The sequence below is a fragment of the Mycobacterium sp. ITM-2016-00317 genome (assembly GCF_002968295.1).
Lineage (GTDB): Bacteria > Actinomycetota > Actinomycetes > Mycobacteriales > Mycobacteriaceae > Mycobacterium.
Map to the genome: position 1 here is coordinate 5,770,821 of NZ_CP134399.1, position 22,505 is coordinate 5,793,325.

The 22,505-nt window shown below is 68.9% G+C and carries 22 protein-coding genes; 11 read left to right on the plus strand and 11 right to left on the minus strand.

Annotated elements, in window-relative coordinates; all coding sequences use genetic code 11:
- Positions 1 to 17: 17 nt before the first annotated feature.
- Complete coding sequence (locus tag C6A87_RS27710; protein ID WP_311115159.1) at positions 18 to 764, minus strand: helix-turn-helix domain-containing protein; 747 nt, start codon at positions 762 to 764, stop codon at positions 18 to 20.
- A 185-nt stretch (positions 765 to 949) separates the two neighbouring features.
- Here C6A87_RS27710 and cynS point away from each other — a divergent pair, with 185 nt between their 5' ends.
- Complete coding sequence (cynS, locus tag C6A87_RS27715) at positions 950 to 1,429, plus strand: cyanase (protein ID WP_311118107.1); 480 nt, start codon at positions 950 to 952, stop codon at positions 1,427 to 1,429.
- A 20-nt stretch (positions 1,430 to 1,449) separates the two neighbouring features.
- Entirely contained in the window at positions 1,450 to 2,262 is an 813-nt protein-coding gene (locus tag C6A87_RS27720; protein ID WP_311115160.1) for a formate/nitrite transporter family protein, read from the plus strand.
- On the opposite strand, the gene C6A87_RS27725 is transcribed toward C6A87_RS27720, so the two are convergent.
- Entirely contained in the window at positions 2,250 to 3,092 is an 843-nt protein-coding gene (locus C6A87_RS27725; RefSeq protein ID WP_311115161.1) for an SDR family oxidoreductase, read from the minus strand. The genes C6A87_RS27720 and C6A87_RS27725 overlap by 13 nt on opposite strands.
- Before the next feature lie 72 nt (positions 3,093 to 3,164).
- Between C6A87_RS27725 and C6A87_RS27730 the strand changes: the two genes are divergently transcribed.
- Together C6A87_RS27730 and C6A87_RS27735 are read left to right on the plus strand one after the other, a co-directional pair.
- Positions 3,165 to 4,358: a metallophosphoesterase gene (locus C6A87_RS27730; RefSeq protein ID WP_311115162.1), complete on the plus strand. Its 1,194-nt coding sequence runs from the start codon at positions 3,165 to 3,167 to the stop codon at positions 4,356 to 4,358.
- A 13-nt stretch (positions 4,359 to 4,371) separates the two neighbouring features.
- Positions 4,372 to 5,193, plus strand: a complete 822-nt coding sequence (locus tag C6A87_RS27735; protein WP_311115163.1) for an acyl-CoA thioesterase domain-containing protein — start codon at positions 4,372 to 4,374, stop codon at positions 5,191 to 5,193.
- A 100-nt stretch (positions 5,194 to 5,293) separates the two neighbouring features.
- Here C6A87_RS27735 and C6A87_RS27740 read toward each other — a convergent pair whose 3' ends face one another.
- Together C6A87_RS27740 and C6A87_RS27745 are read right to left on the minus strand one after the other, a co-directional pair.
- Positions 5,294 to 5,728, minus strand: a complete 435-nt coding sequence (locus C6A87_RS27740) for an SRPBCC family protein (protein WP_311115164.1) — start codon at positions 5,726 to 5,728, stop codon at positions 5,294 to 5,296.
- A gap of 10 nt (positions 5,729 to 5,738) precedes the next feature.
- Positions 5,739 to 6,584, minus strand: coding sequence for a lysophospholipid acyltransferase family protein (locus C6A87_RS27745; protein ID WP_311115165.1), 846 nt, complete (start codon positions 6,582 to 6,584; stop codon positions 5,739 to 5,741).
- Between the two features lie 53 nt (positions 6,585 to 6,637).
- Here C6A87_RS27745 and C6A87_RS27750 point away from each other — a divergent pair, with 53 nt between their 5' ends.
- The gene (locus tag C6A87_RS27750; RefSeq protein WP_311115166.1) at positions 6,638 to 9,169 is read left to right on the plus strand and encodes a DUF3516 domain-containing protein; all 2,532 of its coding nucleotides are present in this window, start codon (positions 6,638 to 6,640) and stop codon (positions 9,167 to 9,169) included.
- 338 nt (positions 9,170 to 9,507) lie between these two features.
- On the opposite strand, the gene C6A87_RS27755 is transcribed toward C6A87_RS27750, so the two are convergent.
- Entirely contained in the window at positions 9,508 to 10,338 is an 831-nt protein-coding gene (locus C6A87_RS27755; RefSeq protein ID WP_311118108.1) for an LLM class F420-dependent oxidoreductase, read from the minus strand.
- Between the two features lie 158 nt (positions 10,339 to 10,496).
- Here C6A87_RS27755 and C6A87_RS27760 point away from each other — a divergent pair, with 158 nt between their 5' ends.
- The 5 genes from C6A87_RS27760 to C6A87_RS27780 all read left to right on the plus strand — a co-directional run bounded on the left by C6A87_RS27760 (position 10,497) and on the right by C6A87_RS27780 (position 13,917).
- Positions 10,497 to 10,967, plus strand: coding sequence for a hypothetical protein (locus C6A87_RS27760; RefSeq protein ID WP_311115167.1), 471 nt, complete (start codon positions 10,497 to 10,499; stop codon positions 10,965 to 10,967).
- 66 nt (positions 10,968 to 11,033) lie between these two features.
- Entirely contained in the window at positions 11,034 to 11,159 is a 126-nt protein-coding gene (locus C6A87_RS27765; protein ID WP_311115168.1) for a hypothetical protein, read from the plus strand.
- A gap of 201 nt (positions 11,160 to 11,360) precedes the next feature.
- Positions 11,361 to 12,095: an ABC transporter ATP-binding protein gene (locus C6A87_RS27770; RefSeq protein ID WP_311118109.1), complete on the plus strand. Its 735-nt coding sequence runs from the start codon at positions 11,361 to 11,363 to the stop codon at positions 12,093 to 12,095.
- Positions 12,092 to 13,117, plus strand: coding sequence for an aliphatic sulfonate ABC transporter substrate-binding protein (locus C6A87_RS27775; RefSeq protein WP_311115169.1), 1,026 nt, complete (start codon positions 12,092 to 12,094; stop codon positions 13,115 to 13,117). The genes C6A87_RS27770 and C6A87_RS27775 overlap by 4 nt, the downstream gene beginning before the upstream one ends.
- Complete coding sequence (locus C6A87_RS27780; protein WP_311115170.1) at positions 13,114 to 13,917, plus strand: ABC transporter permease; 804 nt, start codon at positions 13,114 to 13,116, stop codon at positions 13,915 to 13,917. Before C6A87_RS27775 ends, C6A87_RS27780 begins: the two co-directional genes overlap by 4 nt.
- Before the next feature lie 83 nt (positions 13,918 to 14,000).
- On the opposite strand, the gene C6A87_RS27785 is transcribed toward C6A87_RS27780, so the two are convergent.
- Complete coding sequence (locus C6A87_RS27785) at positions 14,001 to 15,350, minus strand: hypothetical protein (RefSeq protein ID WP_311115171.1); 1,350 nt, start codon at positions 15,348 to 15,350, stop codon at positions 14,001 to 14,003.
- A gap of 250 nt (positions 15,351 to 15,600) precedes the next feature.
- Here C6A87_RS27785 and C6A87_RS27790 point away from each other — a divergent pair, with 250 nt between their 5' ends.
- Positions 15,601 to 17,070 carry an amidase gene (locus C6A87_RS27790; protein WP_311115172.1) on the plus strand — a complete coding sequence of 490 codons (1,470 nt, stop codon included), beginning with the start codon at positions 15,601 to 15,603 and terminating at the stop codon, positions 17,068 to 17,070.
- A gap of 26 nt (positions 17,071 to 17,096) precedes the next feature.
- Here C6A87_RS27790 and C6A87_RS27795 read toward each other — a convergent pair whose 3' ends face one another.
- From C6A87_RS27795 to C6A87_RS27815, 5 genes are all read right to left on the minus strand, one after another.
- Positions 17,097 to 18,284: a cytochrome P450 gene (locus C6A87_RS27795; protein ID WP_311118110.1), complete on the minus strand. Its 1,188-nt coding sequence runs from the start codon at positions 18,282 to 18,284 to the stop codon at positions 17,097 to 17,099.
- A gap of 85 nt (positions 18,285 to 18,369) precedes the next feature.
- Positions 18,370 to 19,338, minus strand: a complete 969-nt coding sequence (locus tag C6A87_RS27800) for an SIS domain-containing protein (RefSeq protein ID WP_311115173.1) — start codon at positions 19,336 to 19,338, stop codon at positions 18,370 to 18,372.
- Positions 19,335 to 20,555: a glucosamine kinase gene (locus C6A87_RS27805; protein WP_311115174.1), complete on the minus strand. Its 1,221-nt coding sequence runs from the start codon at positions 20,553 to 20,555 to the stop codon at positions 19,335 to 19,337. The genes C6A87_RS27800 and C6A87_RS27805 overlap by 4 nt, the downstream gene beginning before the upstream one ends.
- 3 nt (positions 20,556 to 20,558) lie before the next feature.
- Positions 20,559 to 21,881 carry a nucleotide disphospho-sugar-binding domain-containing protein gene (locus C6A87_RS27810; RefSeq protein WP_311115175.1) on the minus strand — a complete coding sequence of 441 codons (1,323 nt, stop codon included), beginning with the start codon at positions 21,879 to 21,881 and terminating at the stop codon, positions 20,559 to 20,561.
- Positions 21,878 to 22,501: a TetR/AcrR family transcriptional regulator gene (locus tag C6A87_RS27815; RefSeq protein WP_311115176.1), complete on the minus strand. Its 624-nt coding sequence runs from the start codon at positions 22,499 to 22,501 to the stop codon at positions 21,878 to 21,880. Before C6A87_RS27815 ends, C6A87_RS27810 begins: the two co-directional genes overlap by 4 nt.
- Between the last annotated feature and the right edge of the window lie 4 nt (positions 22,502 to 22,505).

Below are 22,505 nucleotides of genomic sequence, written 5' to 3' on the forward strand. Positions count from 1 at the left end.
ATCCGCCGAAGGCCCGCCTACGCGCTCCACCGGTGCCGCACACCGCTGGGCGGGCAGCCGAAGTATCTGCGGAAGGCGCGGGTGAAGGTACCCGGATCCCGGAAGCCGCTGTCGTAGCATGCGGTCTGCACGGCGGCGCCGTTGTGCAGCAGCCTGCTGGCGAACTCCAGGCGGGCGCGGCGGATCTCGTCGGCCGGTGTCCTGCCGATCTCGGCGAACAGCGCCTGCACCGCGCGGACCGACATGTGGTTGTCCCTCGCCAGCACCGCCACCCCGAATTCGGGGTCGCGGAAGTTCTGCTGCACCTGCCGCACCAGATCGGCCCGCGTCGCCGACCGGGTCCGTCCGCTCAGACCGTGCCACCGCGGAAGCGGCGTGCCGGCCCTGACCTGCTCGGACGCGTCCTCGAACGCCAGCAGTGTGGCGCCGCACCCGTTCAGCCTGCGGGTGGACCAACGCACCGGCAGGTGCCGGCCGGATCGGGTGGTGAACCATTCGGTGCCGGTGCGCGGGCCGGGGTCGACGCCGCCGTTGCCGACGATCGGGCAGGTCTGCTGGGGGTACTCGGTGCCGTCGGGGTGGCATGCGTGCAACGTGTGATGGCTCGGCCGGCCGATCAGGTCCCCGGCGGTGGGGTAGCCCAGCAGGGCGAGTGCGGCCCGGTTGACCAGTTGGACCCGCCCCGTCCCGGCGATCACCCAGAGCGGCGTGGGTGCCGCCTCGACAACCGCGGCCAGCAGGTCGCCGTCAGGTTCCGCCGTCACCCCACCCCTCCTTCGATCTCGATGAAGGTTCACACCGCCGCGTGTCGGCGTCGTTGCTGCGGTGTCTCAGCCGTGTGAAACCCGCCGCCCCGTGCGCGAAACGCCGGATTGCCTGCGCGTTCGGCCTCACACCTGCCGCTTCCGATGCGTTCGGATGGGTGCTCGTCCGCTGTTTCCCCGACGAGATGAGGTACGACGTGGCCTACCACCCCGCTCTGCGTGAACGCGCCGCCTACGAGGTCGACGCCCAACGGATCGCCAAGGGCCGCTCCTGGGAAGAGCTGGCCGAGCTCATCGGCAGGCCGCCGGTCTGGACGGTGGCCGCGCTGCTCGGCTCACACCCGTTGCCGCGCGAGGCGGCCGAGAAGATCGGCGACGCACTCGACCTCGACGACGAGGTGGTGACCGCGCTGCAGCGCCAGCCGTACCGGACCGGTCCGGGGGAGGTGTCGGCGGACCCGACGATCTACCGGTTCTACGAGCTTCTCAACGTGTACGGGCCGGCGTTCAAGGCGCTCATCCACGAACAGTTCGGCGACGGGATCATGAGCGCGATCAACTGCAGTGTCTCGCTGACCAAACGGGAACATCCCGACGGCGACCGAGTGGTCGTGACGATCGACGGCAAATTCCTGCCCTACCAGTGGTCCACCGAAACCACCTGAGCGGCAGAGGGTTACGAAACATGTCCTACATTCCTCCGCCGCAACTGGCGGTCCGCATCATCGACGCCGGCGAAGCGAAGGCCTTCATGTCCACGCGGGACACACTGATCCGCGCCTACATGGCGGGCGCGATCCTGGGCCTGGCCGCGGCGTTCGCGGTCACCATCACGGTCAAGACCGGGCAACCGCTGCTCGGTGCGGTGTTGTTCCCGGTCGGCTTCTGCATGCTGTACCTGCTCGGCTTCGACCTGTTGACCGGGGTGTTCACGCTGGTTCCGCTGGCCTGGCTGGACAAACGGCCGGGCGTGACTCTCGGTGCGATGCTTCGCAACTGGGGGCTGGTGTTCGTCGGCAACTTCGCCGGCGCGATGACCACCGCGGTGCTGATGGCGATCTACTTCACCTTCGGGTTCAGCGTCGAACCCGACGCGGTGGGCCAGGCCCTCGGCGCCATCGGGGAGGGCCGCACCCTCGGCTACGCCGAGTACGGCGCCGCCGGCATGCTGACGCTGTTCGTCCGCGGGGTGCTGTGCAACTGGATGGTGTCCACCGGCGTGGTGGGGGCGATGATGTCGGACAGCTTGCCCGGCAAGGTGATCGCGATGTGGATGCCGATCATGGTGTTCTTCTATCTCGGCTTCGAGCACTCGATCGTCAACATGTTCCTGTTCCCGTCCGGGCTGATGCTCGGCGGCGACTTCACCATCGTGGACTATCTGGTGTGGAACGAGATCCCCACGCTGCTCGGCAATCTCGTCGGCGGCCTGACGTTCGTCGGGTTGATCATCTACGCCACGCACGCGCGGACCGCACCCAGCCGTCAGCCGCTCTGAGCGGCGGCGCGCCGGGCCCGCTCGGTCATCGACGCGACCACGCCGCCGTCGTTGAGGATGTCGGTGCCGGTCAGATAGCCGGCATGGGGCCCGGCGCAGAACGCCAGCAGCGCGGCCATCTCCTCGGGCCGGCCCCACCGCGGGACGGCGGCGTCGGTCACCATGGCGCCGGCGCCGGCCTGCTCTTCGAGCCTGCCCATCTCGGTGTCGATGGATCCCGGGGACACCGACAGAACGCGCAGGCCGCGGCCGTTGAACCGTTCTGCCTGGGAGCTGCTGTACCAGCGCACGAAACTCTTGCTCAGCGCATAGGAGAGGCCGGACCGCATTTCCTCGGGCGCGACGGCGCATGCCTGCAGCATCTGCGCCATGAACGCGTCGGTGTCCTGCAGCCCCAGCGGAAACACCGACGTCGGGATCATCTCGGCCGGCAGCAGGTGCGCGGCCATCGACGCGACGTTGACCAGCGCGGCGCCCGCGGGGGCCGTCGCGAAGAACGTCTCACCGACGTTGACGGTGCCGAGCGCGTTGGTGCGCATCACGTACGCAGCGTCGCCCATGCTGGGGCTCACCCCTGCGGTGTGGATGACCGATGCGAGCGGCCCGAGCTCCGCCGTCGTCTCGAACAGGCGCTGCACGGCCTGCCGGTCCGTGACGTCGCAGTCGACGGCGGTGACCGCGACGCCCAGCTCGCCCAGCTGGGCGGCCGCGGCCTCGAGCCGGTCCCGGCGCACGTCGGCGAGCACCACCGCGTGGTCCTTGCCGACCAGTTCGGCGGTCGCCGTGCCCATGCCGCCCGCCCCACCGGTGATTAACGAAACCGCAGTCATGTGTAAACCTCCTCGGGTCATTCAACAGTGCGTCCGGCCGGCGCGGTAGCCGCACGTCGGTATTTTCGTGGGATGTCAGAGAACCCGGCCGAGACGGTCGAAGAGGAGTCGCGCCCGGCGCGCCGGTCCCGTGGCCGGCTGCGCCGCACGCTGGTGGTGCTGGCCGTCATGCTGCTGCTGTTCGGAGTGCCGTGGTGGACGCTGGTGGTCGGCGGCGCGGCGTGGCCGACGGCCGTGGTGGTCGCCGGGACGCTCGTGTTCGTCGCCGCCTTCGCCGCCCTGCCGCTGCTGATGCGCGCCGGGCACGGTCGCGAGCGGAGTGACCGGCCGGCCGCGGCCGGTGACGCGCTGCTCGGTGTGGTGTGGGTGCTGTTCGTATGGTCGGTGCTGGGCCAGTTGGTGGAACTGGGGCTGCTGGCCGCCGGGGTCGCCGACCCTGTGCGGTCGCGGGTGGTGACCGCCGGGGTCCTCGCTGTCGCCGTGGCGCTGCTGGTCTGGGGCTATGTCGAGGCGATGCGGGTGCCGCGCGTCAAGCGCCTGGACGTCACACTGCCCCGGCTGGGTCGCGGGCTGGACGGCCTGCGCGTGGCGATGATCACCGACACCCATTACGGACCCATCGACCGCGCGCGGTGGTCGGCGGGTGTGGTGGAGCGGGTGAACGCGCTCGACGCCGACGTGGTGTGCCACGTGGGCGACATCGCCGACGGCACCGCCGCGCAGCGTGAGGCCCAGGCCGCGCCGCTGGCCTCGGTGCGCGCCGCCTCGGCCCGGGTGTACGTGACGGGCAACCACGAGTACTTCAGCGAGGCGCAGGGCTGGCTGGACTACATGCGGCGCATCGGCTGGGATGTGCTGCACAACCGGCACGTCGTGGTCGAGCGCGGCGGTGACCGGCTCGTCGTCGCCGGTATCGACGACGCGACCGCGGCCGGCTCCGGGCTGCGCGGGCACGGAGCAGACATCGACACCGCCCTCGACGGCGCCGATCCGGCGTTGCCGGTGCTGCTGCTCGCCCACCAACCCAAGCAGGTCGGGCAGGCGGTGCGCGCCGGGGTGGATCTGCAGATCTCGGGCCACACCCACGGCGGTCAGATCTGGCCGTTCAATTTCCTGGTCCGCCTGGAACAGCCTGTGGTGCACGGGCTCAGCACCCACGGCGACCGCACGCAGCTGTACACCAGCCGCGGCACCGGGTTCTGGGGTCCGCCGTTCCGGGTGTTCGCGCCCAGCGAGATCACGCTGCTGACGCTGCGCAGCGGTTAGGCAAGATACCTGCGTGGCTTCTTCCCTTGGCGATGTTCTCGCCTCCATGCAGCTCGACCAGACCGGCCCGGCGACGTTCGTCGGGCGGCAGCTGCCCGCGCCGGCCAACCACATTCTGGGCGGCCACATCTCCGCGCAGGCGCTGCTGGCGGCGAGCCTGACCGCGCCCGGGCGTGCCCCGCACAGCGTGCACACCTACTTCCTGCGCCCCGGTGACGCGCGGCTGCCGGTCACCTTCGACGTGGCCGAGCTGCAGCAGGGCCGCACGTTCTCGGCGCGGCGCGTCACCGCCCGGCAGGGCGAGGAGATCCTGCTGGAGGCCATGTCGTCGTTCAAATCGCCGACCACAGGCGGGGTGACCTACCAGCCGACGTGTCCGCAAGTGCCGCAACCGGAGTCGCTGCCGGTGGTCGCCCCGCATTTCGCCGAGTCCGCGGAGATGACCGAGGGGATGTGGGCGAGCCTGCGCTGGTTCGAGCGGCGCATCGTCGACGCGGACACTGCGGCCCCGGCCCGCTCACGGATCTGGTGGCGGCCCGGCGGCGCCGTGCCCGACGATCCGGTGCTGACGTCGGCGCTGGTGGCCTACCTGTCCGCGGTGACGCTGACCGAACCGGCCTATGCCGCGCGCGGCGGTGCCACGCTGTCGGCCCAGCGGGACCATTCGGTGTGGTTCCACGCCCCGGCGGATCTTTCGGACTGGCTGCTCTATGAACAGAGCTCGCCGAGCAGCGCCGACACCCTGGCCCTGGCCGGCGGGACGATGTTCAACCGCACCGGCGAACTGGTGTGCACCGTGCGTCAGGAGATGTACTTTCCGGCCCCGCGGCAGTGACGTCCTCTGCGGCAGTTGGGTAACCACAGGGCGATTTCGAGGCCCGGAATCGCCACCTCGTTACGCAGATTCGCCGCTCGGTCGACCGCGCCGGTGAACGTCAGTCCTCGGCGAGGGCTTTGAGGTTCTTCACGGTCTTGTCCATGATGCGGCCGACCTGGCGTGAGGCCACCCGGTCGGCGATCAGGCCCAGCAGTCCTCCGGGCGCCTCGTAGGACAGCCGGAACGTCACCTTGGTGCGTCCCTGGCTGTACTCGCGCAACCGGAACCGTCCGCGCAACCCCACCCCGGTGATCCCGATGAAGGCAAGGTCGCGCGCCTCGTCGAACTCGGTCACCTCGACGACCCCGCCGATCGGCACCGAGCCGACCTTCCAGTGCACGGTGTAGCGGGACCCCACGCCGACCGGGCCCTTCGTGACGATCTCCCACCGCTCCAGACTGGCCATGAACTCCGGGTAGCAGCCGGGGTCGCTGACGTGTTTCCACACGATGTGCGGGTCGACGTCGATGATCACGCTTCGCTGCAGCCGCATCGCCGGCCCCTTAACCGATCACCGGGAACCGGCGTTCTGCGGCCAGCCGGTCCACGGCCGACTGCAGGACGCCCTCGACCTTGTCGTGGACGGTGTCGTCGTCTCCGGCGGTGATCTCATCCGTGTGGATCGGGTCCTGCACCTCGATGGTGATCTTGGTCGGCAGGGGCAGCCGCGGCACCATGTCGCTGACCGCGAGTCCCCACGGCGGAGCCAGAAGGATCGGGACGCTCTTGAGACGCGCGATCCTGTCGACCCTCAGCAGCCTGGCCAGCCACTGCCCGCGGTCGAGGAACAGCGCCGCCTCCTGGCCGCCGACGCTGGCGATCGGGACGATCGGGACACCGGCCTCGCGCGCCAGCTTCACGTAGCCTTTGCGCCCGCCGAAGTCGACCTCGTGGCGCTTCCAGGACGGCCGGAAGACCTCGTAGTCGCCGCCGGGGTAGACCAGCAACGCGCCACCGGATTTCAGCGCCAGGGTGGCGTTGTCAGGGTTGGCGGCGACGGTCCCGAACTTGCGCAGCGAGCCCAGGCCCGGCATGGACACCACCAGGTTGTGGGCCAGTTGATAGAACGGGCGCTCGACGCCGAAGTAGGAGCAGAACGCCAGCGTGAACACGAACGTGTCCGGCGGGAGGTTGCCGCCGCTGTGGTTGCCGACCAGCAGCACCGGCCCGTCGGCCGGGATGCGGTCGAGGCCGCGGACGTCGGCGCGGAAGTACAGCGACGCCAGGAGCCACAGCCCGGGCAGCTGCTCGCGGATGTAGTCGGCGTCGCGCTGATCGAGGTCGGCCTTGGGCACGCGCGCGGTGACCTCGTGTTTGACCCACCCGAGGACATCGCCGAACCCCGCCATGGAAGCCCTATTGACTGTGGAGCCGCGCGGCAAACCTGGCAGGCTGGACCCCGATGTCCGCGCTGATCGAAGACCTGTCCGCCCTGCACGCCGTCGGCGACGACGCCGACGAGCTGTTCGCCTCGTTCGCGGGGTGGGCCCAGGAGCAGGGCACCCCGCTGTATCCGGCGCAGGAGGAGGCGCTGATCGAGCTGGTCAGCGGCGCGAACGTCATCCTGGCCACGCCCACCGGGTCGGGAAAATCCCTGGTCGCCACCGGCGCGATCTACGCGCGGTTGGCCGCGGGGGCCACCAGTTATTACACCGCGCCGATCAAGGCGCTGGTCAGTGAGAAGTTCTTCGCGCTGTGCGAGGTGTTCGGCGCGGCCAACGTCGGCATGCTCACCGGGGACGCCGCGGTCAACGCCGGCGCCCCGATCATCGCGTGCACCGCCGAGATCCTGGCCAACATCGCGCTGCGGGAAGGCTGTGACGCCGGCATCGGCCTGTGCGTGATGGACGAGTTCCACTTCTACGGCGATCCGGACCGCGGCTGGGCGTGGCAGGTGCCGTTGCTGGAACTGTCCGACGCGCAGTTCCTGCTGATGTCGGCGACCCTGGGCGACGTCAGTTTCCTGCGGGAGGACCTGACTCGGCGCACCGGGCGGCCCACGGCGCTGGTCGCCAACGCCGAACGACCCGTCCCGCTGTTCTTCTCCTACGCGACCACGCCGATGCACGAGACGATCCAGGAGCTCGTCGACACCAGGCAGGCGCCGGTCTACGTCGTGCACTTCACCCAGGCCTCGGCACTCGAGCGGGCGCAGGCGCTGATGAGCGTGAACGTCAGTTCCAAGGCGGACAAGGCCGCGATCGCCGAGCACATCGGCGCGTTCCGTTTCTCCACGGCGTTCGGATCCACGCTGTCGCGGCTGGTCCGGCACGGCATCGGCGTGCACCACGCGGGCATGCTGCCCAAGTACCGGAGGCTGGTCGAGCAGCTGGCGCAGGCCGGTCTGCTCAAGGTCATCTGCGGCACCGACACCCTCGGTGTCGGCATCAACGTGCCGATCCGCACCGTGGTGTTCTCGGCGCTGTCGAAGTACGACGGCACCCGCACCCGGCTGCTCAACGCCCGGGAGTTCCATCAGATCGCGGGCCGGGCCGGGCGGGCCGGGTTCGACACCGCCGGCACCGTCGTCGTGCAGGCGCCCGACCACGAGGTGGAGAACCTCAAGCAGTTCGCCAAGGTCGGCGACGACCCGAAGAAGCGCCGGAAGCTGGTGCGCCGCAAGGTTCCCGAGGGCATGGTGCCGTGGAGCGAGGCGACGATGGCGCGGCTGGTGAATGCCACCCCGGAGCCGCTGACGAGCAACATGCGGGTGTCGACGGCGATGATCCTGGACGTCGTCGACCGGCCCGGGGATCCGTTCGAGGCGATGCGCCGGCTGCTCACCGACAACCACGAACCGCGCAAGAAGCAACTGCGGCTGATCCGCGAGGCGGTGGGTATCGCGCGGTCGCTGTTGCAGGCGGGGGTGTTGGAACGGGTGGGCGCGGCTGACGACCCCGACGGTCGGCGCTACCGCCTGACGGTCGACCTGCCACCGGATTTCGCGTTGAACCAACCGTTGTCGACGTTCGCGCTCGCGGCGATCGGCCTGCTGGACGCGGAGTCGGACAGCTACGCGCTCGACGTGCTCTCGGTCATCGAGGCGACGCTGGAGGATCCCCGCCAGATTCTGGCCGCGCAGCTCAACAAGGCCAGGGGTGAGGCGGTCGCGCAGATGAAGGCCGACGGAATCGAGTACGACGAGCGGATCGAGTTGCTCGACGACGTCACCTACCCCAAGCCGCTGGCCGAGCTGCTCGGGCACGCGTTCGAGGTGTACCTGCAGAGCAATCCATGGGCGGCCGACGGCAAGCTCTCACCGAAGTCGGTCGCACGCGAGATGTGGGAGCGGGCGTTCACGTTCCGCGAGTATGTCAGCGTCTACGGGCTGACCCGCGCCGAGGGCGCGGTGCTGCGGTATCTGTCCGATGCGTTCAAGGCGTTGCGCTCTGGCGTGCCGGCCGCGGCACGGACCGAGGAGCTGACCGACATCGTCGAATGGCTGGGTGAGCTTGTCCGGCAGGTGGATTCGAGCCTGCTCGACGAATGGGAGCAACTCACCAGCCCGGACCAGCACGACGGGGCTGTCCCGGAAAAGCCGGCCGTACCCGCCCGCCCGCGTCCGCTGACGGGCAACGAGCGGGCGTTCACCGCGATGATCCGCAACGCGTTGTTCCGTCGGGTGGAGTTGTTCGCCCGCGAGCGGTGGGACGACCTCGGGGCGCTCGACGGCGGAGCGGGCTGGACCGCGGGGCGCTGGCAGGAAGTCGGGGACGAGTACTTCGCCGAACACGACGACGTCGGCACCGGCGCGGACGCGCGCGGGCCTGCGCTGCTGATCTTCGACAAGCGGCGCGACGTGTGGCGGGTCCGGCAGATTCTCGACGACCCGGCCGGGGACCACGACTGGGGATTCGAGGTCGACGTCGATCTGGAAGCCTCCGACGAAGAGGGCGCGGTGGTGCTGCGGGTGGTCGACGCCGGACGCCTGTGACGGCGGTCTCTGTACCCAAAATCACAGGTCAGCGGGTTGATTAACGTGTTTGTAACACGGACCATGGGAAGTGTCCGGCCGACGGGCGATCCTCGTTGCCGGACGTCAACTTTCCAGAATCAGGAGCCCCCGCCATGTCTTTCGCGCAGTACCGTGCCTCTCGCCAGATCGCTCGTGATCGTCGGCGGCTCTACGCGCGGATTGCGACGATGCCTCATTCGGCGGTCCGAGACGAATTGGTCGCCGTCGCACAGCGCTACGAGAAGGCCGGTCGCTGACGGGTCCCGCGCCCCTCAGATTCGTTATATAAGCGCCGTCAGGCGCATATCCTCGCTGTCTCAGCCGCGGTAGCTTGCCACCTGTTCGGCGTAGTCGTCGAGCAGCCGCAGAGAATCGTCGAGCGACTTGGTCGGCAGCAGCAGCCGCAGCTCGCTGAACCCCAATTCCGCGACGGCATGCCAGTATTCGGGCTTGGCCGGGGTGCCGAACGTCGACAGCGGCACCTCGTGGCCCGCGCCGGCGCGCAGCTGGTCGATGCGCCGTTTCAGGCGTTCGACGGGCAGTGGGTTGGCGATCCAGCCGGCCTCGTGCCGGATGATCCGCTTGACGGTGGCATCGGAGTCGCCGCCGATCAGGATGGGCGGATGCGGCTTGCGCACCGGCTTGGGCCGTAGGTAGGACGGGCCGAAATCGACGTATTTGCCGTGGTATTCGGCTGGCTCCTTTGTCCACAGCTCTTTGATCGCCTCGATGCGTTCGTCGAGCAGCGCGCCCCGAGTCTTCGGGTCGGTGCCGTGCTGGCGCAACTCCTCGATGTTCCAGCCGGCTCCCACGCCGAATACGAAGCGGCCGTGGGAGATCACGTCGATGCTGGCGGTTTCCTTCGCGGTGATGATCGGATCCCGCTGGATCAGCAGCGCGATCCCGGTGACCAGTTCGATGGTGGAGGTGACCGCGGCCGCGGCGGCCAGGGTCACGAAGGGATCGAGCGTGCGGTAGTAGATCGACGGGAGTTCGCCGCCCATCGGGTACGGCGATTCCCGGCTTGCCGGGATGTGCGTGTGCTCGGCGACGGCCAGGGACGTGAACCCGCGCTCCTCGATCGCACGCGCCAGGGACACCGTGTCGATCGTGTCGTCGTTGACGAAGGTCGAGATCCCGAATCTCAATTGCGCCACTCCCCGAGGTTAGCCCCCGCCGCCCAAACCCGCCGTGTCCATATCGATATCGAAGTTTGCCCCAGCAGTCACATGGGTAACTTCAGTCACAGCGCCGTGACGTCAGCGCTCTCCGTAACAGCAGAGAAAGAAAAGAATGGGCTATCGCTATGAATACCGTCCTGTACTTCACCGCCAGCGGCGCCGTGTATGAGACCCGTGCCTACACCAACGCCGATATCTCCAAGCTTGTCCAAGACCAGGGTCTGCAGTGCCTGACCAGCGCTGACAACCAGTTCGACTTCTGGTTCAGCCCGTCCGCCCGCGGCTGCCAACGCCGCACCAACCGGTTCGCCACCGAATTGCTGATGGCGACCACCGATTTCACCGCCAAGACCGTCCCGCTGCTGCGCGGCAGCGTCGTCGTGGCCACCCACGACAGCGACGGCGACCTCGACGGCCTGAGCTGGCAACAGCTCGACATGCTGGCCGCGCTGAACCGTTCGGTGTCCGCACGCGATGAGCGCACACTGCAGCGTCGGATCCAGCGGGACGAGCGCCGGCAACGGCACGCCGCCGAGGTCCCCCAGCCGGCCCTGGTCAGCTGTGCGCGTCCCCGCACGCCGGTCCGGCTCGGCTGACCACCTCCCCGTGCGCCCGGACGCCGGCGTGATTACCGGCGACCAGGTACGGGTATGTGAGCCGCCATGACATCTTCGGAAGAAAACGTAACGCCCGAGTCGGTCGAAGAGTCCGACGTGCTCGCGCCTGCGACCCCCGGCGCGGAGGCCCTACCCCTGCCCGAGGACGAGGTCGACAAGCCCTCCGACTAGCCCAGAAGGCTGAGAACCCTTCGGGGGAACCTTTCAAACCACCGTGGACAAAACCGGTGACGACGTGTCGGCCGTCGGCCACCATCCAGGTCGGCGTCGGAGTTCCCGACACCATCACCGTCTGGCTGGAGTCCGCGTATGTCTGCGATCGATATCGCCGGCCTCGGGCGCTCATTTACGGCCAGGGGCGTGTCACGACCGGTGCTGCGTGACCTCGACCTCGACGTCGACCCGTGCGAGATCGTCGCGATCCTGGGCGCCAGCGGCTGCGGCAAATCCACCCTGCTACGCGTCGTCGCCGGACTCGACACCGCCACTGCCGGCACCGTGCACATCGACGGAATTCCGGTCGGCCCTTACGATCCGCGCTGCGCCGTCGCGTTCCAGGAACCACGCCTGCTGCCGTGGCGCACGATCGCCCAGAACGTCGCGCTCGGCCTGCCCCGGCACACGCCGGCCGCCGCCGCTCGCGCCACCGTCGCGCGCCTGCTCGACCTCGTCGGCCTGACCGAGTTCGCCGACCACCGGCCCCGTGAAGTGTCCGGCGGCATGGCACAACGCGCGTCGCTGGCCCGCGCACTGGCCCGCAGTCCTCGCGTGCTGTTGCTCGACGAGCCGTTCGGCGCACTCGACGCTCTCACCCGCCTGAAGATGCAGGACCTGCTGCTCGAGGTCCTCGCGGCCGCTCCTGCGACGGTGCTGCTGGTCACCCACGACGTGGACGAGGCACTGCAGCTGGCTGACCGCGTCATCCTGCTGGGCGTCGAGGACGGCACGGCCGGGGCCTCCATCCGTCAGACCGTCACCGTGCCTGGACGTCGGCCGCGAGACCGCGGCTCGGCTGAGCTCGCCGAACTCCGCGGCCGTCTGCTCGACGGCCTCGGGGTGGATCGCCACCACCGCGCCCGACGCACCGAACAGGACACCCGAGTATGAGAACCCCAGCACCCAGGGCGGCGCTCGTCGCGTTGCTCGCCGCCGTCGCGCTGATCCTGAGCGCATGCGTCTCCGGGGAGAATGCGAGCAGCAGCGAAACCGCCGACGGAACCGGCACTGTCGACGGCCAGGTGCTCGACATCGACTTCGCCACCTACAACCCGTTGAGCCTGATCATCAAGGACCAGCGGTGGCTGGAAGCCCAAGGGGTCGAGGTCAACTGGGTGCAGTCGGCCGGCTCGAACAAGGCCAACGAGGCCCTGCGTGCCGGTGCCATCGACGTCGGTTCGACAGCGGGATCGGCGGCGCTGCTCGCGCGTTCGAACGGCTCCCCCATCCAGGTCATCGCGATCTACTCGCAGCCGGAGTGGGCCGCACTCGTCGCGCCCGCCGGGAGTGACATCACCGACGTCGCGCAGCTGAGCGGCAAGAGCGTAGCCGCCACCAAGGGCACCGACCCGTACTTCTTCCTGCTGCAGGCGCTGGAAGCGAACGGACTGTCCGCCGCCGACGTCACGGTGCAGAATCTGCAGCACGCCGACGGCTGGGCCGCGCTGCAGAACGGATCGGTCGACGCGTGGGCCGGACTGGACCCGATCATGGCCGGCGCCGAACAGAACGGCGCCACGCTGTTCTACCGCGACGTCGACCTCAACAGCTACGGCTTCCTCAACGCGCGCGAGGACTTCCTGAATGAGAAGCCCGAGCTCGCCCAGCTCGTCGTGGACGCCTACGCCGCCGCCGCGGTGTGGGCGGCCGAGAACCCTGACGAGACAGCGCAGATCCTCGCCGACGCCGCGGGCATCGAGCTGCCCGTCGCGCAGAAGGTGATCAACGAGCGGTCGAACCTCGACGTGAATCAGGTTCCCGGCGACGCACAGCTGGCGGTGCTGGAGAAGATCGGCCCGATCTTCGTCGACCTCGGCGACGTACAGAGCCGACAGCAGGTCGACGATGCGCTGCAGACGATCGTCAACGACTCTTTCGTCAAACAGGCCGACGCCGCCCGCTTCCGGTCGTGACCGAGACGATCGACAAGGCGGGCACGACACCGGGCACGGGCCTGACGGAGCGCCGCGGGGTGCGCTTCGTCGCCGGCGCCCTGCTCCCGGCGCTGCTACTCGTTGTGTGGCAATGGGTTTCGGCCAGCGGACTGGTGGCCGTCTCGATACTGCCGTCACCGGCGATGGTATGGCTGGCCGCCGTCGACCTGACCGAGCGCGGCCTGTACGCACACTACATCGCCATCTCGACCCAGCGTGTGCTGACGGGTTTCGCGATCGGGGCGGCGGCCGGTCTGGCCGTCGGCGCGGTCGTCGGACTGTCGAAGGTGGTCAGTGTGCTACTCGCACCGACGTTCGGCGGTATCCGCGCCGTCCCGTCCCTGGCCTGGGTGCCGCTGCTGATCCTGTGGTTCGGCATCGGTGAGGAATCCAAGGTCATCCTGATCGCCATCGGCGCGTTCTTCCCCGTCTACACGGTCGTCGGTGCCGCGTTACGTCACGTGGACAGGTATCTACTGGAGGCCGGCCGCGCCTTCGGATTACACGGTCTGCGCCTGTTCGTCACCGTGCAGCTTCCGGCGGTCGTGCCGTCGACGGTCTCCGCGCTGCGCCTGGCCCTGGCCCAGTCCTGGCTCTTCCTGGTCGCCGCGGAGCTGATTGCCAGCTCGATGGGCCTCGGGTTCCTTCTGCTCGACTCCGGGCAGAACGGGCGGATCGACCGGATCTTCCTGGCCATCATCTCGCTGGCCCTGCTCGGCAAGCTCACCGATTCGCTGCTGAGTTTGTTCGAGAAGTGGGCGATCAGGAAGTGGGCGTAGCACCGACCGCCGACGGAACCGGCCCCCTGCATGGTGCAGGGGGCCGGTCCGATCACGATGTCGACTTGTCAGGCGGTCACCGGTCAGGCGTCGGTATCGGTGTCCGAACCTGAATCGGTGTCCGAATCGGTGGCGGGAGCAGCGGTCTCGCCCTCGCTCGGGTCGGCGCCGTCGGTGGACTCCTCGGCCTCGGTGGTCTCCTCGGCCGCGTCCTCGGTCCCGTCCTCGTCCTCGGTACCGTCCTCGTCGGTGACCTCGTCGGTGACCTCGGTGCCTTCTTCGGTCTCGGGCGTCACCTCGACGGCGGGCACCTCTTCCTCCGCCACCACATCCGTGACAGCGTCCTCGACCACGACGTCACCGGCGGCGTCCTCCGTACCGGCGTCCTCCTCGGTGGCGGTCTCGGTCTCGGAGCCGGTCGACACGTCGATGATGAACGAAGCCGGAGTCGGGTTCGGGGTCGGCGCGGGGGCGGGCGCGGGCACCGGCTCGGGCTTCTTGAGTGCCTCGGCAATGGTCTGCGGGAGCTTGACGAACAGCGCGTCGAGGGTGCCGCCTTCGGAGAACAGACCCGGGAAGTTCTCCGGGCTGTAGATCGGGTCACCGTTCTCGTCGTGGCCGAAGTACGGCTTGTAGCCGTTGAGGAACGCGCCCGTGATCAGACCCGGTGCGTTGACCAGCGCGGTGAACGCATCCTTGAGGTTGCCTTCCTTCACCGCCGCGAACACGGTGTCGGCGACGTTCATCGCCGCGAAGAACGCGGTGATCGGCGGGGACATCAGCCCCTTGGAGATCGTGATGATGTTGCCGCGGGTGATCAGCGAGTCGTAGACCCGCCCGACCGCGTCGAACATCGCCTTGGGGATGGTCAGGATCGACGTCAGCGGGAACGCCAGGTTCTCCATGGCGACCAGCACCCAGGTGTTCAGCTCGACCAGGGCCTCAGTGAAATGTCCGTCGCCGAGGAACTCGAACGCGGCCTGCAGCCGCACCGGCAGGTTGGTCAACGAGCGCTGCACGCCCTCGGCCGCGCCGACGAGGCCGGTACCGCGGCGGGTGCCCGCCTGCTCGGCCGTCATGCCCCAGATCGTCTTGAGGTGGTCGGCCTGGTTCTCGCCGATCTGGTTGAGGATCGGGAACGGGGTGTTCCACAGCGACGAGCCGATGGCGCCGATCTGGCTGAACGTGCTGGTGATGTTGTTCTGCCAGACGAGCAGCGGGTTCTCCAGGACGGGGTTGGTCGAGGCGGCCAGCGCGACGGCGGCCTGCCGGACATCCGGCGCCGAGGTGGTCGGCGAGACGGGGTTCACGGCAATGGCACTTGCGGCCACCACGGCGGCGCCGCTCACCAGAAACTTGTTCACTCGCGAAGGCTTCTTCGCCAGCACCGGCTGAGGTGCGGCGCCATACGCGACCGAAAGTGCTTGTTGCACGGATACTCCTTTGGTACAGGTCATCGCCCCCCATGGGCGCGCTCGAACGTTAGCTGAGGATTACCTAAGAAGCAATAGGGTTGGCTAACCTCAGTTAGGGTCCGTTGTTAGCTGGATTTGCTGCGGCGCTTTCTGGTCCGGCAAATTCTCAGGTCATCACGGCTGTGGCGCGCGTCACGCTAATTTGCGCCGGGGTAAATGCTGCCTGGGACGGGCCGGGAGTGACGGCCGACGGGCTACGGTCGAGCCCGTGAATGCCGAGGAATACCGCGCACAGGATGCGACCGGACTTGCCCAGCTGGTGGCCGACAAGCAGGTCACAGCCGACGAACTGCTGGACCTGGCACGTGCACGGGCCGCGGAGGTGAACCCGAGGATCAACGCGATCGTGCGCGATGTTCCCGCCGCGCCCGCCGACGCCGCCGACGGCCCCTTCACCGGCGTCCCGTTCCTGATCAAGGACCTGGCGCAGGACTACGCGGGCCTGCCCACCTCGCGCGGGTCACGCGCACTGATGTCGACCCCGGCCACCGAACACGCGACGATCGTGCGGCGCTGGATCGAGGCCGGCCTGGTGATCTTCGGCAAGACCAACACGCCCGAGTTCGGCGCCAAAGGAATCACCGAGCCGGTCGCCTGGGGTCCCGCGCGAAATCCCTGGGATCTGAGCCGGACTCCGGGCGGCTCCTCGGGAGGTTCTGCGGCCGCTGTCGCCGCGGGCGTGGTGCCCTGCGCCGGCGCGAACGACGGCGGCGGCTCGATCCGCATCCCGGCGGCGTGTTGTGGGCTCGTGGGGTTGAAGCCCGGCCGCGGGCTGACTCCGATGGGCCCCGAGACCGGTGAGTCGATGCACGGGTCGGCGGTGCAGGGGGTCGTCTCACGCACGGTCCGAGACACTGCCGCGATGCTGGACGCGATCAGCGGCGGCGAGCCGTGGGGACCGTTCAGTCCCGCAATGCCCAACGCCCCCTTCGCTTCCTGCCTCGAGCAGGAACCCGGCCCGCTGCGCATCGGGGTCCGGGTCCCGACTGCGATCAACCCGACACCGCACCGGGAGGCGTTCGCCGCGGTCGAGGCGACAGTGCAGACGCTGACCGATTTGGGCCACCACGTCGAGGAACTGGCGACCGCCCCGTTCGACGACGCCGCGCTGGCCCGTGACTTCCTGCTCACGTGGTTCGTCTACACCGCATGGGAACTCGACGACGCCAAGCGGCTCACCGGCGCGGGAGACGAGGCGTTCGAACGCGACACCCGGATCCTGGCCGCGATCGGCCGCGCCACCAGCAGCGTGGACTACGTCGACGCCGTGCAGCGCCGGCACGACCACACCCGTCGGCTGACGACGTACTTCGAGTCCTACGACCTGTTGCTGACCCCGACGCTGGCCACGCCCCCGCCGGCGATCGGCGAGTTCGACCTGCCGCCGGCGTTGCAGAAGGCCTCGGACGTACTGCTCAAGACGCGCACCGCCCAGCTGTTGCGGTTCACCAACCTCGTCGACGACATCGTCGACAAGAACCTCGGCTGGGTCCCCTACACCCAGCTGGCGAATCTCACTGGCCGCCCGGCGATCTCGCTGCCTGTGCACTGGACGGCCGATGGCCTGCCACTGGGTGTCCAGTTCGTCGCCCCCCTGGCCGGTGAGGCGCTGCTGCTCCAGGTAGCGGCCCAACTGGAGCAGGCGATGCCGTGGAAGGACCGCGTCGCGCCGATCTGAGCGCCCAGGCCCAGTTGCGTTGCGTCTCAGCCGATGATGGCAGGCATCGTGTCCCAGCCGCGCACCGTCGACGTGCGCGAGCGGCGCGCATTGTCGATGTCGATCTCCCACTTCGGGAAGCGCTTCAGCACCTCTTCGAGCGCGATGCGGCCTTCCAGCCGGGCCAGCGGCGCCCCGACGCAGAAGTGCGCGCCGCGGCCGAAGGTCAGATGGCCGCCCGGCCGGCGGCGGATGTCGAACTCGTCGGGTCTGTCGAAGTGCCGTTCGTCGCGGTTGGCCGACGCGAGCATCACCAGCAGCGCACTGCCCGAAGGGATCACCTGGTCCTGGAACCTCACGTCGTCGGTGGCGACGTAGCGGGCGACGTGCGGACCCGGCGGCTCGAAGCGCAGCAGTTCCTCGATCGCTCCGGGGATCAGGGTCGGGTTCTCTGCGAGTTCGCCGCGCTGATCCGGGTGTTCGGCCAGCACCTTGCCCATCCACCCGAACAGCCGCCCGGTGGTTTCCACCCCGGCGCCCGCGACGACGGCCAGGAACACGATCAGCTCCTGTTTGGTGAGCTTGCGAGTGGTGCCGGTCTCGTCGTCGAACTCCACCGCGAGCAGCTCGGTGATGAGGTCGTCGGACGGGTTCTTCTCCCGCCAGGCGACGTACTCACCGAACATCTCGCCGGTGAAATAGCGGTCCTTGTCGATGGTCATCGGCTTGCCCGCCTCGTTGCGCAACGACTTGTTCGCATGAGCGCGCACCGTGGGCTGCTCCGAGTCCGGGATCCCGGCCAGCATCCCGATGGTCTTCATCGGCAGTTCCGCGCCGAGATCGGTGACGAAGTCGAAGCGGTCGGTCCCGACGATCGGGTCGAGGCAGGCCACACAGAACGCCCGTATCTTGTCCTCGATCGCCCGCATCTTCTTCGGGGTGAACGCCCGCGACACGATCGCCCGGTGGATGGTGTGCAGCGGCGGATCCTCGTTGATGAAGATGCCCGGCGGCATCACCGGATCGGTCAGCACCACCTCGAGGATGTCGCCCTTGGCCGAGCTCAGTCGGGCGGTGTCCTTCAGGGCCGCGTCCACGTCGGCGTAGCGGCTGATCCCCCAGAAGTTGTGTTGTTCGTTGACATACACCGGGGATTCGTCGCGCAGACGCCGGTAGGTCGGATACGGGTCGAGGTCGATCTCGACGTCCCACGGGTCGTAGTACAGGTCGGTCATCGTCGACTCCTCCCAGGCGGCCGTCCGCAGCATAGCCCAGCCGCTGTACATGTGTATAGCGGCTGGATGGCGGCACGCCGGCGCGTCACATGGCCGCGGCCTGCCAGTCCCGCGCAGCCACCAATTCGGGCACCAGGGTCTCGGTGAGCAGGCGGACGTCGTCGACGTCGTCGCCGGGATAGCGCAGCGTGCTGGTGGCGGTGGGGACGTCCCCTCCGACACCGACGATGCGGGTGCCACGCGGGCCGGTCCACTCCGCCATCTGGGTCTCCCACTTCGATCCGGCGAAGACCAGCATCCGCAGATCGGTGTTCTTGGTGCGGTAGACGTCGACGTGACTCCAGTCGCCGGTCTCGCAGCCGATGGCCGACCGGCGCGGGCCCTCCCGCAGCATCAACGCGCCCTGCTGGGCCGAAGAGAACCGCTGCGCAGGCGCGCACAGGTGCGTCTCGACGGGCCCCAGCAGGTGTCCGGAAACCGCGGGGAGCCAATCGTTCTCGGTGTCCAGCAGGTGATCACTGGCGCGGGCCGCGGCCGCGATCGCACCGACCAGATCACGTCGGGGTGTGCCGGTCAGGTGACATTCGAGAGCCAACAGCAGGGCCAGGGTGTGCTGGTAGCTGCGACAGGCCACCCCGCCCGCCTCGGGCCCGGCCCACAATTCGACGGTGGCCTCGCACCGTGTCGTGATGGGCGACCCAGCGGTGTTGGTCAGCGCCACACGGTGCGCGGCGGGATCGATGCGGTCCAGCGCGTCGAGCGTCTCGACCGATCCGCCGGTGGCCGAGGTGGCCACCACCAACGTGTCCGGCCCCCACACGGGGAGCAGTTCCAAGGACGCGATCTCCGAGACCGCGCTGATGCCGCGGCTCCGCAGCCGCGCAGCGGCCACCCCGGCGGCGTAGGCCGACGAGCCCATGCCGATGAACACCACACGGGACACCTCCGGCGGCACCACCTGCGACCACGGATTGTGTTGTGCCAGAGTATCGGCCAGCTTCGACAGCATCTCCGGCTTGCGGGCGAGGTCGGCGGCGAACGCATCGGGATTCATCGGCTCATCTCTTGCAGTAGGGCGGGCAGCGCCGCGTCGGGGACATACATCCACCGCGGTAGGTGGCGGGCGGCATAGACGATCTCGCGGAGCACCTGCTGCAGCCGGAACGCGGTGAGGGCGTGGTCGAGATGCAGGTCGGCATGCCCGGTTTCGGACAACCTGCGCAGATACGCGTCGCGCAGCGCAGCACGGGCGGCGGCGTCGACGGGTGCGAGGCTCTGCGGTGCGAGCTCGCTGCGTTCGGCCGCGACGATCGCGACATGGGACAGCGATTGCAGAATCCCGGCCAGGTCCACCGCGGCCGGTACCGGCAGCACCCGCTCGGCCGGCGGGAGCACGGGGTTGCCGTCGAAATCGGTGACGACCATGACCTCGCCGGTTCGCAGCACCTGCCCGACGTGCAGGTCGCCGTGCGCGTCCAGGATCGGGACGTCCACCAGATCGGCCAACCGCGCGAGGCTCGCGGCGACGGTGTCCGCGTGCTCGGCCAACAGCTGCGCATTACCCGCGCCGGCGAGTGAACGCGCGGCCGCCAGGGTGGTGAAAGCGTTGTCGCGCCATCGTTCTGCGTCGGCGCGCGTCGAGGTCGTCACCGTGGCGGCCAGCGACGAGTGCAGGTCGGCGACCACGTCGCCGAGCGCGGTGCAGGTGTGCACCACGGCGGCGTGATCACCGCTGCGGGCCGCGGCTTTGAAAAGTTCCACCGCCCAGGTCCAGCCGTCGACGGCACCGGGCAGGTATTCGGTGACGGTGGCGACCAGCGTCTCCGCCCCGTCGTCCGGCGTCCAGGTGACCACCCCCCACGGCGTGGGCATCGCGGTGAACCCCGCCGCGGTCAGGCAGGCCAGCCTGCCCGGCGCCGGATGCGGGCCCGACTCGAGGTGGGTCGCCCATTTCACCACCGCGGCGTCACCGACGATCACCGACTCGTTGGTCTGGTCGACGGTGACGGGCCGCTCACCGCGTGGTGCCGAAACTGTTGTCCAGGAGAGCATCTGGAACCGGCCGTCAGACGACCGGCCGGGCCTGCGGGCGAGGAGTCGCAGCAGGGCTTCGGCGGCGCCGTCCCCGGCGCCTGCCCGGCGCCACCGGTCCCCGTCGGCCACGGCGGGCACCGCCGACAGCGTTCCGTCCGCGTCCACGATCACCAACGCGTGCCGGTCTCCGAGAAGCAGGAGATCGGCCGGGGACAGGTCGGTCGGTTCGAACGGCACGGATCAGTCGGCGGCGCTGCGGTGGGTGTGGGCGACGCGTTCGATGGTGTCGGCGGCCACGAGCAGGCCGTCGCGCTCGCGGATCTCCTTGCCGATCTGGGCGACCCGGTCCCGGAGCCGCTCGTCGGTCAGGATGCGCTCCAGCGCGGAGATCAGTTCGTCGTCGCCGAAGTGATAGGTGTCCAGGCGCACACCGAGATCCAGTTCGTCGATGCGCTGGGCGTTCTCGTACTGGTCCCAGAACAGCGGCAGCACGATCAGCGGTTTACCGAAGTGCAGCGCCTCGGTGGTGGTGTTGTTGCCGCCGTGGGAGATCACCGCGTCGACCAGCGGCATGATCCGGGTCTGCGGCAGCATCTGGGCGCCCACCATGTTGTCGGCCAACTCGATCTTGTCGGCCTGCGGACCCTTGCTGACGATGAAGCGATGCGGGGTGCGCCCGAGCACGTCGATCAGCCGCTGCATCAGCGTCACGTCCGCGGCGCCCAGCGAGCCGAGCGACAGGTAGACCAGCGCACTGCCCTCGGGACGATCGGCCACGGCAGCGGGAAGTTCGTACTCGTCGTCGGTCTCCCGGATGCTGGATTCCACCCGGGTCCACGATTCGTCGAGCGGCCGCCGGTCGGTGTAATCCGCTGCGGCCGGGTAGAGGTAGATGGTGGCGGCATTGTCGCGCGGCATGAATTCCAGCTCGGGCAACGGCGCCGCCCCCTGCGCACGGACCCACGCGTCGAAGTCCTCCCACATCGGCCGCAGCACTCGGTCGAACTCCGCGGTGTAGGCGCCCCACTGCGAGCGGTCATCACTGGGCAGGCCCGAAAACGGCGGCGGGACATCAGGTCCGGGGACTTCCAGCGGGCTGCACGAGATGAAGCGGACGAACGGCTTGCCTGCGGTGGCCATCGCCGGGAACAGCACCACGTTGTCCTCGACCAGCACATCGGGTTGATGCTTGGCGATGATCTCGCGCAGGCGCGGTTCGCAGTATTTGGCGCCGTCGATGAGCGCCTGGAACGTCGGGCGGATGAACGTCTCGAGCTGCTCGATCGTCGGCTTGGCGAACTCGGGAGCGGTCTCGGTGATGAAGTCGGTCCAGAACTGGCCGGCGTCCGCGTCCGCGTCGTCGGCGGACGGCTCGGCCAGATCCACCAGTTCCTCGATGAATCCGTACCGTTCGATCTTTCCGGCCCACGACGATTCGGCGGCGAAGACGATCCGGTGGCCCCTCTCGCGCAGTTTGGCGGCGACTCCGATGCACTGGTTGGTGGGTCCGTAGGCGGATTCCGGCCAGAACATGATGGTCAGTGGCTTCGGTGACTCGGTCAACGTGGTGTCCTTTCGCCCTGTTCACTGCGGGGCAGGGAATGGCCGGTGGCCACCCGTGCGTAGTCGAGGATCTGTTCGGTCGAGGCGTCGGCGTCGAGGCTGGGATGACGCGCCACCATGCGGTATCCGTAGGCGTCTTCGAGCGCCACGATGTTGCGGGCGATGGTCAGCGACGGCGAGGACAGCGTGAAGACGCCCTGCGCGGCACCGGATTCCAGAATCACCTGGTACATCGCCACCTGCCGGTCGAACAGCGCGGTCAGCAGCACGGCGTAGGTGGGGTACCGACCGGCGGCTCCGCCGAGCTCACACAGCAGTTTCACCGCCGGATCGTCGGAATCGACGGGCAGCCCGGACTCGATGGTGACCACCAGCCGGCGGTCGGGTTCGGCGATACCTTCGATGGCGCGCAGGCGCTCGTCGTAGAAGCGCTCCATGCCGGCGCGGTTGGCCTCGACCAGCAGCGTCTGCACGTCGGGGAAGTGATAGAGGACCGCACCGGAGGTCAGTCCCGCCTCGGCCGCCACCTGGTTGAGCTGCACACCCGCGCCGTGCTTCATCACGGCGCGCTGCGCCGCGTGCAGCAGTCTTGCGCGACGTTCCGTGCGGCTGACGGTCACCGGC

Excerpts from the sequence above, each read along its gene's own strand:
- cynS (WP_311118107.1), top strand. The coding sequence starts at position 950 with ATGAGGTACGACGTGGCCTACCACCCCGCTCTGCGTGAACGCGCCGCC.
- C6A87_RS27720 (WP_311115160.1), top strand. The coding sequence starts at position 1,450 with ATGTCCTACATTCCTCCGCCGCAACTGGCGGTCCGCATCATCGACGCC.
- C6A87_RS27725 (WP_311115161.1), bottom strand. The coding sequence starts at position 3,092 with ATGACTGCGGTTTCGTTAATCACCGGTGGGGCGGGCGGCATGGGCACG.
- C6A87_RS27730 (WP_311115162.1), top strand. The coding sequence starts at position 3,165 with ATGTCAGAGAACCCGGCCGAGACGGTCGAAGAGGAGTCGCGCCCGGCG.
- C6A87_RS27740 (WP_311115164.1), bottom strand. The coding sequence starts at position 5,728 with ATGCGGCTGCAGCGAAGCGTGATCATCGACGTCGACCCGCACATCGTG.
- C6A87_RS27745 (WP_311115165.1), bottom strand. The coding sequence starts at position 6,584 with ATGGCGGGGTTCGGCGATGTCCTCGGGTGGGTCAAACACGAGGTCACC.
- C6A87_RS27750 (WP_311115166.1), top strand. The coding sequence starts at position 6,638 with ATGTCCGCGCTGATCGAAGACCTGTCCGCCCTGCACGCCGTCGGCGAC.
- C6A87_RS27760 (WP_311115167.1), top strand. The coding sequence starts at position 10,497 with ATGAATACCGTCCTGTACTTCACCGCCAGCGGCGCCGTGTATGAGACC.
- C6A87_RS27765 (WP_311115168.1), top strand. The coding sequence starts at position 11,034 with ATGACATCTTCGGAAGAAAACGTAACGCCCGAGTCGGTCGAAGAGTCC.
- C6A87_RS27775 (WP_311115169.1), top strand. The coding sequence starts at position 12,092 with ATGAGAACCCCAGCACCCAGGGCGGCGCTCGTCGCGTTGCTCGCCGCC.
- C6A87_RS27795 (WP_311118110.1), bottom strand. The coding sequence starts at position 18,284 with ATGACCGACCTGTACTACGACCCGTGGGACGTCGAGATCGACCTCGAC.
- C6A87_RS27800 (WP_311115173.1), bottom strand. The coding sequence starts at position 19,338 with ATGAATCCCGATGCGTTCGCCGCCGACCTCGCCCGCAAGCCGGAGATG.